The 12,926-nt window shown below is 65.5% G+C and carries 11 protein-coding genes; 4 read left to right on the top strand and 7 right to left on the bottom strand.

Annotated features, from left to right (window positions below; genetic code table 11):
* Window positions 1-123: 123 nt before the first annotated feature.
* Window positions 124-2,805, bottom strand: coding sequence for an Rne/Rng family ribonuclease (locus E0501_RS05610; protein WP_137700338.1), 2,682 nt, complete (start codon window positions 2,803-2,805; stop codon window positions 124-126).
* A gap of 518 nt (window positions 2,806-3,323) precedes the next feature.
* On the opposite strand from E0501_RS05610, the gene E0501_RS05605 reads away from it, so the two are divergent.
* On the top strand, window positions 3,324-4,307 hold the full coding sequence (locus E0501_RS05605) for a hypothetical protein (protein ID WP_137700337.1): 984 nt from the start codon (window positions 3,324-3,326) through the stop codon (window positions 4,305-4,307).
* 4 nt (window positions 4,308-4,311) lie between these two features.
* Here the strand turns inward: E0501_RS05605 and E0501_RS05600 are convergent, their stop codons facing one another.
* From E0501_RS05600 to purC, 6 genes are all read right to left on the bottom strand, one after another.
* Entirely contained in the window at window positions 4,312-5,649 is a 1,338-nt protein-coding gene (locus E0501_RS05600) for a sigma-54-dependent transcriptional regulator (protein ID WP_137700336.1), read from the bottom strand.
* Between the two features lie 30 nt (window positions 5,650-5,679).
* Entirely contained in the window at window positions 5,680-7,458 is a 1,779-nt protein-coding gene (locus E0501_RS05595) for a sensor histidine kinase (protein WP_137700335.1), read from the bottom strand.
* 133 nt (window positions 7,459-7,591) lie between these two features.
* A complete protein-coding gene (purQ, locus tag E0501_RS05590; protein ID WP_137700334.1) occupies window positions 7,592-8,260 on the bottom strand; it encodes a phosphoribosylformylglycinamidine synthase subunit PurQ in 669 nt (222 codons plus the stop codon).
* A gap of 15 nt (window positions 8,261-8,275) precedes the next feature.
* Window positions 8,276-9,319 (bottom strand): zinc-dependent alcohol dehydrogenase family protein, encoded by a 1,044-nt coding sequence (locus E0501_RS05585; protein WP_137700333.1) that lies wholly within the window; start codon window positions 9,317-9,319, stop codon window positions 8,276-8,278.
* A gap of 27 nt (window positions 9,320-9,346) precedes the next feature.
* Window positions 9,347-9,574, bottom strand: coding sequence for a phosphoribosylformylglycinamidine synthase subunit PurS (gene purS, locus E0501_RS05580; protein ID WP_137700332.1), 228 nt, complete (start codon window positions 9,572-9,574; stop codon window positions 9,347-9,349).
* Between the two features lie 55 nt (window positions 9,575-9,629).
* A complete protein-coding gene (purC, locus tag E0501_RS05575; RefSeq protein WP_137700331.1) occupies window positions 9,630-10,388 on the bottom strand; it encodes a phosphoribosylaminoimidazolesuccinocarboxamide synthase in 759 nt (252 codons plus the stop codon).
* Between the two features lie 154 nt (window positions 10,389-10,542).
* On the opposite strand from purC, the gene E0501_RS05570 reads away from it, so the two are divergent.
* The 3 genes from E0501_RS05570 to E0501_RS21480 all read left to right on the top strand — a co-directional run bounded on the left by E0501_RS05570 (window position 10,543) and on the right by E0501_RS21480 (window position 12,907).
* Window positions 10,543-10,857, top strand: coding sequence for a DUF1476 domain-containing protein (locus E0501_RS05570; RefSeq protein ID WP_137700330.1), 315 nt, complete (start codon window positions 10,543-10,545; stop codon window positions 10,855-10,857).
* A 455-nt stretch (window positions 10,858-11,312) separates the two neighbouring features.
* The gene (locus E0501_RS21485) at window positions 11,313-12,077 is read left to right on the top strand and encodes a hypothetical protein (RefSeq protein WP_235857791.1); all 765 of its coding nucleotides are present in this window, start codon (window positions 11,313-11,315) and stop codon (window positions 12,075-12,077) included.
* Window positions 12,026-12,907 carry a DUF2156 domain-containing protein gene (locus tag E0501_RS21480; protein WP_235857787.1) on the top strand — a complete coding sequence of 294 codons (882 nt, stop codon included), beginning with the start codon at window positions 12,026-12,028 and terminating at the stop codon, window positions 12,905-12,907. Before E0501_RS21485 ends, E0501_RS21480 begins: the two co-directional genes overlap by 52 nt.
* Window positions 12,908-12,926: the final 19 nt, after the last annotated feature.

The following is a 12,926-nucleotide window of genomic DNA, read 5'->3' as shown; positions in this document are numbered from 1 at the left end:
TTCCCCGTCCCGCGTCACGCGGCGCGATGTCACAAGATCGTTGGGGATTGCGCGACCGTGTCAGGCATGAAAAACGCCGCGCCCCCTGGGGCGCGGCGCAACGTTTCATTCGTGGAAAAGGCCCTACCCCCGGCCCAGCGACCACCAGCCCTTTTTCTTGGGCTTGTCCGGCTCGGCCTCGGCTTCGGCCTCGGCGGTCACGACCGCGTCGTTACCGGTCCCGGCCATGGCCGCTGCGGGTTCGACTTCGGCCACGGGCTCGGGCTTTGGCTCTTCCTCGGCCTTGGGCTTTGGCTTGGCACGGCTGCGCGTCTTCTTCGGCTTCTCCTCGGCCACGGCTTCCGGCGCTGGCTCGGCGGCCGCGTCTTCGCCCTTGGCCTCTTCGGCGCTCTCCTCGGCCTTGGGCTTCGGTTTGGCACGGCTGCGCGTCTTCTTCGGCTTCTCCTCGGCCTCTTCCGCTGCAGGTTTCGCCTCCTCAGCCTCCTTGACCTCCTCGGCTTCCTTATCCGTGGCCTTCGATTTCGACGAGGAGCGGCGCGATCTGGATTTCGGCTTGCTCTCCGCTTCCTCGGCGGGCTTGGTCTCTTCGGCCTCGGCCGGGGTTTCCTCTACGGGCTTGGCCTCCTCAGCCTCGGCCTTGCCACCCTCGGCAACAGTCTCTTCCCCCTGATCGCCGTTGCCGTTCTCGCCGTTTTCGCCGTTCTGCGACGATTTCGACCGGCGACGGCGGCGGCGGCGGCGCTTCTTGGGCTTCTGTTCGCCCTCATCCTCCTCCGGCTTGACGGTATCCTCGGCCTCGATCGCGTCGTTGTCGATCTCCTCCATCAACGATGTGTCGACCGACACAACCGGCGCGGTGGCCTCGGGCACGACCCGCGTAGCGGTCTTGAACTTCTCGATGCTGAAATCGGGCGAAATCAGCATCGGGTCACCCTCGACCCGTACGCTCAACCCATAGCGCGCCTCGATCTGCGCGATATGCTCGCGCTTCTGGTTCATCAGGAAGTTGGCGATGCCCACCGGGCATTTCACCAGCACCTCGCGCGAACGGCGCCGCGTGCCCTCTTCCTCGATCTGGCGCAGGATCGACAGCGCAAGGTTATCGTCCGAGCGGATCAGGCCGGTGCCGTGACAGGCCGGGCACGGCTGGGTGGTGGCTTCGATCATGCCCGGGCGCAACCGCTGGCGGCTCATCTCCAGCAGGCCGAAACCGCTGATCCGGCCCACCTGGATACGCGCGCGGTCTGTCTTGAGCTTGTCTTTCAGACGCTTCTCGACCGCGTTGTTGTTGCGGCGCTCGTCCATGTCGATGAAGTCGATCACGATCAGGCCGGCCAGGTCGCGCAGGCGCAGCTGGCGGGCCACCTCCTCGGCGGCCTCCAGGTTGGTCTTCAGCGCGGTTTCCTCGATCGAGCCTTCCTTGGTGGCCCTCCCTGAGTTCACGTCGATCGCCACCAGCGCCTCTGTCACGCCGATCACGATGTAACCACCCGATTTCAACTGCACCGTCGGGTTGAACATCGCGCTCAGATAACTCTCGACCTGGTAGCGTGCGAACAGCGGCAGCGCGTCCTGGTAGTTCTTCACGTTCTTGGCATGCGACGGCATGATCATCTTCATGAAGTCCTTGGCGATGCGATAGCCGCGCTCGCCTTCGACCAGAACCTCGTCGATGTCGCGATTGTAAAGGTCGCGGATCGACCGCTTAATCAGGTCGCCCTCTTCATAGATCTTCGCCGGCGCGATGGATTTCAGCGTCAGTTCGCGGATCTGCTCCCACAGGCGCTGCAGGTATTCGTAGTCGCGCTTGATCTCGCTCTTGGTGCGCTTCGCGCCCGCCGTGCGGATGATCAGCCCCGCGCCCTGCGGCACGTCGATCTCGCCTGCGATCTCTTTCAGCTTCTTTCGATCCGCGGCATTGGTGATCTTGCGGGAGATTCCGCCACCGCGCGCGGTATTCGGCATCAGCACGCAATAGCGCCCGGCCAGGCTCAGATAGGTGGTCAGCGCCGCACCCTTGTTGCCGCGCTCCTCCTTGACGACCTGCACCAGAAGGATCTGGCGCACCTTGATCACTTCCTGGATCTTGTAGCGGCGCGGGCGCGGCTTGCGCGGCGGGCGGATGTCCTCTTGGTCATCGTCGTCGGCAACCGACTCGATGCTGTCATCCTTCTCGGCGGCATCCGCGGCGGTCGCGTCTTCCTCGTCCTCGTCGGCCGCCTCGGCCTCGGTTTCGGTCTCGGCCTCGTCTGCCTCGCGGCTTTCGGCCTCGTCATCACCGGTCTCGGGCTCTTCCACCGGCGTTTCCTCGACCAGGTCGATGGGCGACGTGCCCTCGGGCACCTCGTCCCCGGCCAGGTCGATGGTTTCCATCCCGGCGATCCCGCCCTCGTCGATCTCCCTGGTCTCGACCGCGTCCTCGCTCTCGACCTGCGCGGCCTTCGACTTTCTCGACGACCGGCGGCTGCGGCGGGGCTTCTTTTCTTCCTCTTCCTCGCGCGCCTTCATTGCCTCGGCATAGGCGCGCTCTTCTTCCATCAGCTTCTCGCGGTCGGCGACCGGGATCTGATAGTAATCGGGGTGAATCTCGGAAAAGGCCAGGAAACCGTGGCGGTTGCCGCCATAGTCGACGAATGCCGCCTGCAGCGACGGTTCGACCCGGGTAACTTTTGCTAGATAGATATTGCCGGCAAGCTGGCGTTTGTTCTCGGATTCAAAGTCGAACTCCTCAACCTTGTTTCCGTCAACCACCACGACGCGGGTCTCTTCCGCGTGGGTGGCATCGATAAGCATTTTCTTGGCCATGTTGTCCATTCGCACGCGCGCAGTCCCGCCCCCGCCCCGGGGGGCGCAGCGGTTCTGGTTGCGTGGCTGATTCTGGCGATGGACGGCGCGCGACAGCACCGGGCCTTGGGGCCCCCTGCTCTCACTCTCAATGATCTCGCGCGCTTCATCGCGGTTCTTCTCCGGCTGCAGCCGCTTCCGCGAAACCACAACCCGTTCATTAGTCCGGAGCACCCGCCCGTTGGGGGTGGCGGACCGTTCTTCCGGCCCCGTGGGGCCCATTCATCCTGTCCGAACGTGCCGGCTCGTTGGCCTGCACCGGGTCCTGACAGTGAAACTCTCTCGGCAAGTGGAAACACACACTTTGCCGCTCCCATTACATAAGGCCATGGATGGACCGATTACAATGGCTAATCGAACGCTTGACCCCGTTCGTCGGTGGTTCCTGCGACGCGACGCAACAAACTTATTTCAGGTTTCGGCCTAACTTCTCACAAAAAGAACAAGCACGGTTCACGAAACGCACAAGGACCCATCAAATGCTTGCACGTATGAGTTTCCGCCTGTTTGCCTGGCTGCTTTTCTCCCTACTTTGCCTCGCCACCCTGTTTATTTCTCTGGGTGGCATTGCGACCCCCACCTACTTTAGCCGGAACATTCCCTATGGTGGTCTACTATACTTCTGGGTCATCAAGAACATTCCGGCCGCAACGTGGTTTCTCGGGGTCTTCCTGTTTACCGACCTGGTCCTCGGAGCAGTTCCACGGCTCTCGCGGATGCGCGCTCCCTTCGCAGCATTTCTCGTTTTCGGGGTGGGCTTTGGGTATCCGGTGATTGCCAACGGAATCTACGCGTCCTACGGCGCATCGATCACCGCCAAGGACATCGCCCCAAAAACCGTCAAGGCGCGCGGGCTTTCCATCGCGCTGGCGGGCATTCGCGACGCCTATGTTTGCAACACGCTCTGCGAGATGCTTCTCAAGACAAAGACAAATGCCATCGTCAGCATCCTGACCGAACCCGTCGCCGGCGATCTTTCTCTGCCTGGGGTCAGCAAAAGCTTCATGCTCACCCCCTTTGACGGAGAACGCTGCAAGAACGAATACAACTTCAGAAAACAAAATCTCGGGCGAAAACAGAAACTGCAGATGAATACCGGGCAAACCATGTGCGTGACACGCGTGCCCAGCCCCGACCAGGCCGATCTGCTGCTCATGCGCGACTACGACCATGACCGCGCCAACCGACCTGCAAGCACATATGCACTCCGTGTCACGACGATTACGGTCATGGCGCCCCACGCCGTCAGCCCACGCGTTGTCTACCGCAAAACTGATGCGATTAACGCCAAATACAGTGTCCCGCTCAGCTTTTTGAACGCAACGCATTGGACCGGCGCGATCACCGGGGTCAAATTCGGCGACAAGACGACAAACACCGGAAGAGATTTCAGTGATTGGATCACGGCAGGCGACGCAGCAGAGCTCACCCAAATCCTGCTTTCGCTCCTGCCCTCGGGCTGACCTGTCAGCTCAGGTAATCCGACCGCTGAAGCCCGTACTTGGCCATTTTCTCGTTCAGCGTCCGGCGCGGCAGGCACAGCTCTTCCATCACGTTGGCAATGCTGCCCTTGTGGCGGCGCATGGTGTTGTCGATCAGCATCCGCTCGAAGGCTTCCACGTATTCCTTCAGCGGCTTGCCTTCCGTCGTCATCACCGGCTGCATCTCCTCGTGATCGCTCATCAACAGCGACGCGATCGAGCCCGAGCCGCGGCGCGATTGCAGCACCGCGCGCTCGGCCACGTTGATCAGCTGGCGCACGTTGCCCGGCCACGGCGCCTGCAACAGTTGCGCGGCCTCCTGCGCGCTCACCTTCGGCGCGTCACAGCCGTATTCCTCGGCGAACTGTTCGCTCAGCCGGGTAAAGAGCGTCAGGATATCCTCGCCGCGCTGGCGCAGCGGCGGCACGGTGATGCGCAGCGCCGCCAGCCGGTAGAACAGGTCGGACCGCAACGCATCTTCACAGGTTTTGCCCTGCTCCTGCAGGTTGGAAATCGCGATGATGCGGGTCTCGGGCGGGCTGCCTTCTTCGTTGATGAAGGACAAGAGCCGCGCCTGCACCGCGTCGGGCAGCGTCTCGATATCTTCCAGCACCAGCGTGCCGCCACGTGCCTCTTCCACCGCCGGCAGCTGACTGTCCTCGGGCTGCATCGGGCCGAAAAGCCGCTTCATCAGCGCGTCTTCCTCGAAGGCCGAGCAGGTCAGAAGCACGAATTTCTTGCCCGCGCGCGCGCCCACCGCGTGCAGCGCATGCGCAACCAGCGTCTTGCCGGTACCGGTCTCGCCGTCGATCAGCACATGGCCATCGGCCTGTCCCAGGTCCAGGATATCCTCGCGCAGCCGTTCCATCACCGGGCTCGCGCCGATCAGCTTCTTCATCAGCTGCCCGCCATCCGACAGCTCCTTGCGCAGCGCCCGGTTGTCCAGCGTCAGGCGGCGCGCATTTGCGGCCTTCTTGGCCAGCTCGGTCATCCGGTCGGGATTGAACGGTTTTTCCAGAAAATCGAACGCGCCAACGCGCATCGCTTCAACGGCCATCGGCACATCGCCATGCCCGGTGATCATGATCACCGGCAGCGCGCTGTCCTGGCCCATCAGCTTCTTCAGGAACTGCATGCCATCCATACCCGGCATCTTGATGTCCGAAATCACGATCCCCGGGTAATCCGCGCCCAGCTTCTTGAGCGCATCCTCGGCGCTGGCGAATGTTTCGGTGTCATAGCCCGACAGCGCCAGCCACTGGCTGATCGACTGGCGCATATCCTGCTCGTCGTCGACGATCGCGATTTTCATTGCCTTGGCCATCGCACATGGTCCTCCGATGCCACCCGCCGCCTATTCCGCGGCATGTGATTTGTCTTCCTTGTCTTCCAAGATAGGGAGCCTGATCTCGAATACAGCCCCCCCGGCCGAGGCGTTGCGCGCCGTCAGCCGTCCGCCAAGGTCGTTCACGATCCCCGAGGAAATCGCAAGCCCCAGCCCGACCCCCTCACCCGGCTGCTTGGTGGTGTAGAACGGCTCGAACAGCGCCTCCAGGTCGTCGATCCCGTGGCCGTTGTCGCGCACCGTCAGCGTCGCGGTCTCGCCCGCCGCCAGCAGGATGTCGATCGCCGGCTCCTCGACCCCCTGGATCGCGTCCAGCGCGTTGCGCAAGAGGTTGACGATTACCTGCTCGATGCGCACCTGGTCGCCCAGCACCATGACCGGCCGGTCGGGGATCGCCCGGGTGATCCGCACCTTCCGGCGTTTCAGCTGCGGCTCCATCATGCTCAACGCCGAAACCACCGCATCGCCCATGTTTACAGGCGTCAGCGTATCGCCGCCCTTGCGCGCATAACTCTTCAGCTGCCGGGTGATCGCCCCCATCCGCTCGATCAGGTCGTCGATCCGCTGGAACGACGACAACGCCTCGTCGGGCCGATTGCGCCTGAGCAGCAGCGCCGCGCCCGCCAGGTAGGTTTTCATCGCCGCCAGCGGCTGGTTCAGCTCGTGGCTGACGGCCGCCGACATCTCGCCCAACACCGCCAGTTTCGAGCTCTGCGCCAGGGTCTGCTCGGCCACTTCCAGCTGGCCCTGCATCTTTTCCCGCTCGGCGATTTCCCGCTGCAGCCGCTCGTTCAGTGCGCGAAGTTCTGCCGACTCGCGCTGGAACAGCGCCATGCGCAGCGCCGTCTTGCGGCTCAGCGCATAGAAGGCCAGCGCCAGCAATATGGCGAATCCCATGATCTCCAGCGCCAGAACGCCGTTCACCCGCTCGCGCACGCTGGCATAGGTGGTGAAACTGGCGATCCGCCAGCCGCGAAAGGCCACCCGGCCCTCCATTCGCATCACCGCCTCGCCCTGCACATAGGCGTCCGCCGGAAGCGAGGTCCAGTCCGCCGTGGCCCGGATCGCCCGCTCGATGGCGCTGTCCACCGGTTCGCGCTGCAATGCCTCGCCCTCGGTCAGCCCGCGCCAGCGCGGCTCGGTCGCCAGGATGATCCGGCCCGTCGTGTCGGTCACGATCACCGCGTCCGAAATCCCGGCCCAGGCGCGCTCGAATTTCTGAAGATCCACCTCGACGGCAATCACGCCAAGCGTCTCAGCCTGCCAGTCGATCCGCCGTGTGTAGACAAAGCTGTACCCGCCCGCCTCGCGCTCGGACACGGTGAACACGGTCTGGTTCGAGCGAAGCGAATCCACGAAATAGGCCGCCTGGCGATGGTTCTCGCCCAGGCGGTTGCGGTCGGTCGCCGCCACCGTGCGCCCGTCGCGATCCAGAAGCATCAGCGACGCCGCCCCGATCTCCTCGACAAAGGAAATCAGCCGCTGCGTCGACTGGCTGAAATCGCCCGAGTTCAACGCCCCGATCAGCGCCGGGTCCCGCGCCAGAAGCTGCGGCACGATGGCGTTCCGGCGCAATTCGCTCAGAAGGTTGCCGGAATAAAGCGCCAGACGCAGTTCCGCCCGGTTGCGCGTGGTTTCGGTAAAGCGGTCGGTCAGGAACCGGTTGGTCACAACCACCGTCACCACCCCGATCACGATCAGCGTGATCAGCGCCAGTCGCGTCCGCCATCCCGTGGTACGGGTGCGGATGAAACGCGATTTCGCGCGGTTTTGGGTGCCCTTGGCCATATCGGCAATCTACGCCGCCCGTGATCGGCGCTCAAGCCGCGGCAGGTCTCGGGCGGGGCTCACCCGCTCATTTCCGCCGCCCGGGCGGCGTGGCAGGCCATTTCCCGCCGATCCGGCTGCGCTCCGGACCGTGTCACGCGGTGGCCAGCGCGTCCATCAGCCCCTCGAACATCGCGCGGCCATCGGTGCCACCATGGGCCGGTTCGGCCATGCGCTCAGGGTGCGGCATCATCCCCAGCACCCGGCGGTTCTTCGACACCACGCCCGCGATATCCGCGACCGAGCCGTTCGGATTGTCGACATAGGTAAACGCGATGCGCCCCTCGTCCTTCAGCTGCGCCAGCTTCGCGTCATCGACATAATAATTGCCGTCGTGATGCGCGATCGGGATGGTGATCTCCTGCCCCGGCTCATAGCCCTTCAGGTAAACCGTATCGCACGCCTCCACCCGCAACTTCACCGGCTTGCAGATGTATTTCAGGTTGGCGTTGCGCCGCAGCGCGCCGGGCAGCAGCCCGGTTTCGGTCAGCACCTGGAACCCGTTGCAGATGCCCAGCGCATAACCGCCGCGCTCGGCATGACGCACCACCGACTGGCAGATCGGCGAATTGGCGGCAATCGCCCCGCAGCGCAGGTAGTCGCCGAACGAGAAGCCGCCGGGGATCCCCACGATATCGACGCCCGCGGGCAGCTCGGTATCCTTGTGCCAGACCATGCTCACCTTGGCGCCGGCCTTTTCGAAGGCCACGGCAAGGTCCCGGTCACAGTTCGATCCGGGAAAAACGATAACGGCAGCATGCATGGGCTCGGGCTCCTCTCAGCTCGTGAAATCGGTGATCACCGCCACCCCCGGCGGTGCGGGGGCATCAAAGGCGGCCAGCTCACCAGTGGCCTCTGACAGCCTGATATGCCGGGTGACAAGCGGTGACAAGTCCACCTGCCCGCCCTCGATCAGGCTCAGAAGGCTGGGATAGCGCCACGCGGGCATCCCGCGGGTGCCGAAAATCGCCAACTGCCCGGAATAGACCGCGTCCATCGGCAGTTGCATGGTGACATGCTCGCCCGCGGGCATGCCCACCATCACCATCCGGCCCAGCTTGCGCAGGGATTTCACCGCGCCCACCACCGTCACCTCGGCGCCCAGCGCCTCCAGCGCCACATCGGCCCCGCCGCCGGTGATCTCGCGCACCGCTGCGGCCGGGTCGGTCCGGGCGGCATTCACCACCGCATCCGCTCCCAGCTTTCTGGCATAGTCCAGCTTCTCGTCCACCACGTCGATCACCACGACCCGCGCACCCAGCGCCCGGCCCAACAGAAGCGCCGCCGTGCCCACGCCGCCGCCGCCGAACACCGCCAGCCATTCCCCCGCCTGCAGGCCAACCCGGCCTGTCAGCGCGTGCCACGCAGTCGTCACCCGGCAGCCCAGCCCGGCAGCCAGCGCCGGCGCGATGCTCTCAGGAAGCGCGGTCAGGTTGTGATCGGCATGCGGCACCGCGATCGCCTCGGCAAAGGCGCCCGGAATGGTGAAACCCGGCACCGCCTGGTTGGCACAGATCGTCTGATGCCCCGCGGCGCAATCCGGGCACTGCCCGCAGGCCAGGATGAAGGGCGCGATCACCCGGTCGCCCACGCGCCAGCGGCTCACGCCTTTTCCAACCTCGACCACCTCGCCGCAGAACTCGTGCCCCGGTACATGCGGCAGATGCACGTCCGGATCGGCGCCGACCCAGGCGTGCCAGTCGCTGCGGCACACCCCGCAGGCCAGCGTTTTCAGGACAACGCCGCCCTCGCCGGCCACCGGGTCCGGCAGGTCGGCGATCTCAAGCGGCTTGCGCCAGCCGGTCAGTTGCGCGGCTTTCATCCTGTCGATCCCCCCCGTCGGCCGGGTTCACATCTCGATGCGGTAGCTCTCGATCACCGTGTTGGCCAGCAGCTTCTCGCACATCTCCTTCACGGTCGCCTCGGTGGTGCCCTCGGCCAGGTCCAGCTCGATCACCTTGCCCTGGCGCACCCCCTCGACCCCGTCAAAGCCCAGCGCGCCCAGCGCGTGGCGTACCGCCTCGCCCTGCGGATCCAGCACGCCCTGTTTCAGCATCACGTAAACCTTGGCTTTCATGCCCAATTCCCCTGCATCTTTCCTGGGCCGGGCCCGGGCCCGGCCGCCCCCGGTCTCAATTGATCAGCGTCGGCTTCATCGGCGTCGCGCCCTTGGGCATCACGCCCAGCCGCTTGGCCACTTCCGAATAGGCATCGGTCAGTGACCCCAGGTCGCGGCGGAACACGTCCTTGTCCAGCTTCTGGCCCGTCTCCATATCCCACAGCCGGCAGCTGTCGGGGCTGATTTCATCGGCCACGATCAGCCGCTGGAAATCTCCCTCGTAAACCCGGCCGATCTCGATCTTGAAGTCCACCAGCTTGATGCCCACGCCATAAAGCACACCCGACATGAAGTCGTTGACCCGCAGCGCCAGGCTCACGATGTCGTCCATGTCCTGCTGGCTGGCCCAGCCGAAGGCGGCGATATGCTCTTCCGCCACCAGCGGATCGCCCAGCTTGTCGTCCTTGTAGCAGTATTCGATGATCGGTCGCGGCAGCGGCGTGCCTTCCTCGATTCCCAGCCGCTTCGACAGGCTCCCGGCGGCGAAATTGCGCACGATCACCTCCAGCGGGATGATCTCGCAGGCGCGCACCAGTTGCTCGCGCATGTTCAGGCGGCGGATGAAATGGTTGGGCACGCCGATATTGCTCAGCCCGGTCATGAAGAACTCGCTCAGCATGTTGTTGAGCACGCCCTTGCCTTCGATGACATCGCGCTTTTCCGCGTTGAACGCGGTCGCGTCATCCTTGAAATACTGGACGATCGTTCCGGGCTCGGGCCCTTCGAACAGGGTTTTGGCCTTGCCTTCGTAAATCTTCTTGCGCCTTGCCATGGGGGCTCCTTCAGCGTGGCCGCGGCTGAGTCCCCGGCCCGTGCGCCCTCATATTCCAAAGGCGTCAATGTCGCAAGGTGCGGCGCGGGTCTTGCGCCTGCGGCAAAGGGGCGGCATATCAGGGGTAACACCAGCGCAAGCGGAGAGAATCCAAATGACCACCTTCGATGATCGCGAAAACGCGTTTGAAAACAAATACGCCCATGACGAGGAAATGAAGTTCAAGGCCGCCAACCGCGCCAACAAGCTTCTGGGCCTCTGGGCGGCCGAACTTCTGGGCAAGACCGGCGCCGAGGCCGATGCCTACGCCCTCGAGGTGGTGAAGGCCGATTTCGAAGAGGCCGGCCACGAGGACGTGGTGCGCAAGGTCGCCGCCGATCTCGGTGATATCGCCGATGCGGATACGATCCGCGCCAAGCTGGCGGAACTGACGCCGCTGGCCAAGGAACAGGTGATGAAAGAGGTCTGACCGGCCCGTCATCGCACCACCGGGTGCAAGGCCGCGTCCCCCCGGGGGCGCGGTTTTTTCTTGACGATCTTAAACGTTAAGCACCCGTCAACTCCGCGTCCCTAGCCTGCCCTCCAGTCCACCCGGGGTGAGGAAAGGGATTTGCCAGCCGTCCACCGCCAACAGGCCCGGACCCGCGCGATCGTGCCGGGCCTGCCGCCCATTCTGCGCCAGCTTGCGCCCTTGGGACTGGGGCTTGGCTGCCTGTGGCTGCTCGTCCACCGGCTTGATGGGGTCGATGCCGCCGCCAGCCTCGCGGCGCTGGCGCAGGTCTCCGCGCCCGCCTGGATCGGTGCGCTCGTTGCGACGATGGCCAGTTTCTGGGCCGTCGGGCGCTATGATGCCGTGCTGCACCGGCATCTCGGCACCGGCATTTCGGCACCGGCATTTCGCCGCGCGATGCCGCCCGCGCCGGCGTGCTCTCCATCGCGCTGTCACAAACGCTGGGGCTGGGCGTCATCACCGGCGCGCTGGCGCGCTGGCGCGCCCTGCCCGGCCTGCCGCTGCCCACCGCGACCCGGTTGTCTCTCCTGGTCGCGGTTTCGTTCCTGTCGGCCTGGGGGGTGATCACCGCGCTTGCGGCGCTGCTGCTCATGCCGGGGGCCGTGCCCTGGGCGTTGCCCGTGCTGGCGGCCGCGCCGGCACTTGCCGTCCTTGCCTTGCTGCACCCGCACCTGCGTCTCGGCCGGCATGCGCTCACCCTGCCCAGCCTGCCGCTCATGGCGGCGATCTTCGCCTTTACCGCGCTCGACACCGCCGCCGCCGCGCTGGCGCTCTGGCTGTTGACGCCCGCCAGTCTGGCCCTTCCCCTTGCCACACTTTACCCGGTCTTCCTGCTGGCACTCGGCGCGGCACTCCTCTCCGGCACACCGGGCGGTGTCGGCCCGTTCGAACTGACGCTTTTCACCCTCCTGCCCGCCCTGCCCGCGCCCGAGCTGATGGCTGGCATCCTCGGCTTCCGCCTGGTCTACTATGCGCTTCCGGCCGCGCTCGCCGCGCTGCGCCTTGCCCTGCCGCAACCGGCGCCACGCGCCGCCCACCGCGCGCCGCATCCCCGCCCCGACGCGCACAGCCTCGCCCACGCCCGCAGGGCCGAACTGGGCGCGCCCGGCAGAACCGCGCGCGGCGGATCACGGGGCCTGCCGCTGCCGGCCTCGCCATCGAAACCGGCCAGACGCTGACCCTGCTCTTCGACCCGATCGAGGGCGCGCTGCCACTGCTCCTGCCCGCGCTGCGCGACGCCGCCCGCGCGCGGGGCCGCGTGCCGCTCGTCTACAAATGCACAGCACGCTCGGCGGTCGGGGCCCGTGCGGCCGGCTGGCGCGTCCTGCGCACGGCGGATGAAGCGGTGATCGATCCTACCCGCTTCACCCTCACCGCGCCCTGCTGCCGTCAGCTCCGCCGCAAACTGCGCCGCGCCGCCGGCGCGGGCGTGACCGTGCAGCACGCTTCCCACCTGCCGCTGCAGCAGATGGCCCTTATCGATGCCAAATGGTGCGCCGCCCGCGGCGGCGCCCGCGGGCTGACCATGGGCCGCTTCTGTCCCGCCTACCTGTCGCATCAGCGCGTCTACCTCGCCTATTGTGAGGACCGGCTGATGGGTTTCGCCAGCTTTCACACCTCCACGCACGAGCTGTGCCTTGATCTCATGCGCGCCGCACCCGATGCGCCCGACGGAACCATGCATGCTCTCATCCACGCCGCCATTGCCGATGCCGCGGCAGAAGGCCGCCGCCGGCTCTCGCTCGCCGCGCTGCCGGCCCGGCCCGCGGCCGCCGGCCCTGTCGAAACCCGCCTGCGCCGCGCCATCGCCCGTGCCTCGGGCGGTCCCGGCCTCGCGCGGTTCAAGCTCTGCTTCGCTCCCCGACTCGAACCGCTCTATGCCGCCGCCCCCTCGGCCCCGTCGCTCGCCCTCGGTCTCGCCGACCTCGCGCTTGCCGTGCGCCGGCCTCCCAATGCCCTTCATGATGATCATGCGGCATTTGAAATTGCGCCGGGCGCACAAATATGAAAGGGGAACGCCCGAACCC

The organism is Marimonas lutisalis (genome assembly GCF_005434965.1).
GTDB lineage: Bacteria > Pseudomonadota > Alphaproteobacteria > Rhodobacterales > Rhodobacteraceae > Marimonas_A > Marimonas_A lutisalis.
Note: the sequence above shows the minus strand (reverse complement) of the source record. Positions and strands in the feature narration are given on the sequence as shown.

Excerpts from the sequence above, each read along its gene's own strand:
- purS (WP_137700332.1), bottom strand. The coding sequence starts at position 9,574 with ATGAAAGCCAAGGTTTACGTGATGCTGAAACAGGGCGTGCTGGATCCG.
- E0501_RS05610 (WP_137700338.1), bottom strand. The coding sequence starts at position 2,805 with ATGGCCAAGAAAATGCTTATCGATGCCACCCACGCGGAAGAGACCCGC.
- E0501_RS05585 (WP_137700333.1), bottom strand. The coding sequence starts at position 9,319 with ATGAAAGCCGCGCAACTGACCGGCTGGCGCAAGCCGCTTGAGATCGCC.
- E0501_RS05595 (WP_137700335.1), bottom strand. The coding sequence starts at position 7,458 with ATGGCCAAGGGCACCCAAAACCGCGCGAAATCGCGTTTCATCCGCACC.
- E0501_RS05600 (WP_137700336.1), bottom strand. The coding sequence starts at position 5,649 with ATGGCCAAGGCAATGAAAATCGCGATCGTCGACGACGAGCAGGATATG.
- E0501_RS05605 (WP_137700337.1), top strand. The coding sequence starts at position 3,324 with ATGCTTGCACGTATGAGTTTCCGCCTGTTTGCCTGGCTGCTTTTCTCC.
- purC (WP_137700331.1), bottom strand. The coding sequence starts at position 10,388 with ATGGCAAGGCGCAAGAAGATTTACGAAGGCAAGGCCAAAACCCTGTTC.
- purQ (WP_137700334.1), bottom strand. The coding sequence starts at position 8,260 with ATGCATGCTGCCGTTATCGTTTTTCCCGGATCGAACTGTGACCGGGAC.
- E0501_RS05570 (WP_137700330.1), top strand. The coding sequence starts at position 10,543 with ATGACCACCTTCGATGATCGCGAAAACGCGTTTGAAAACAAATACGCC.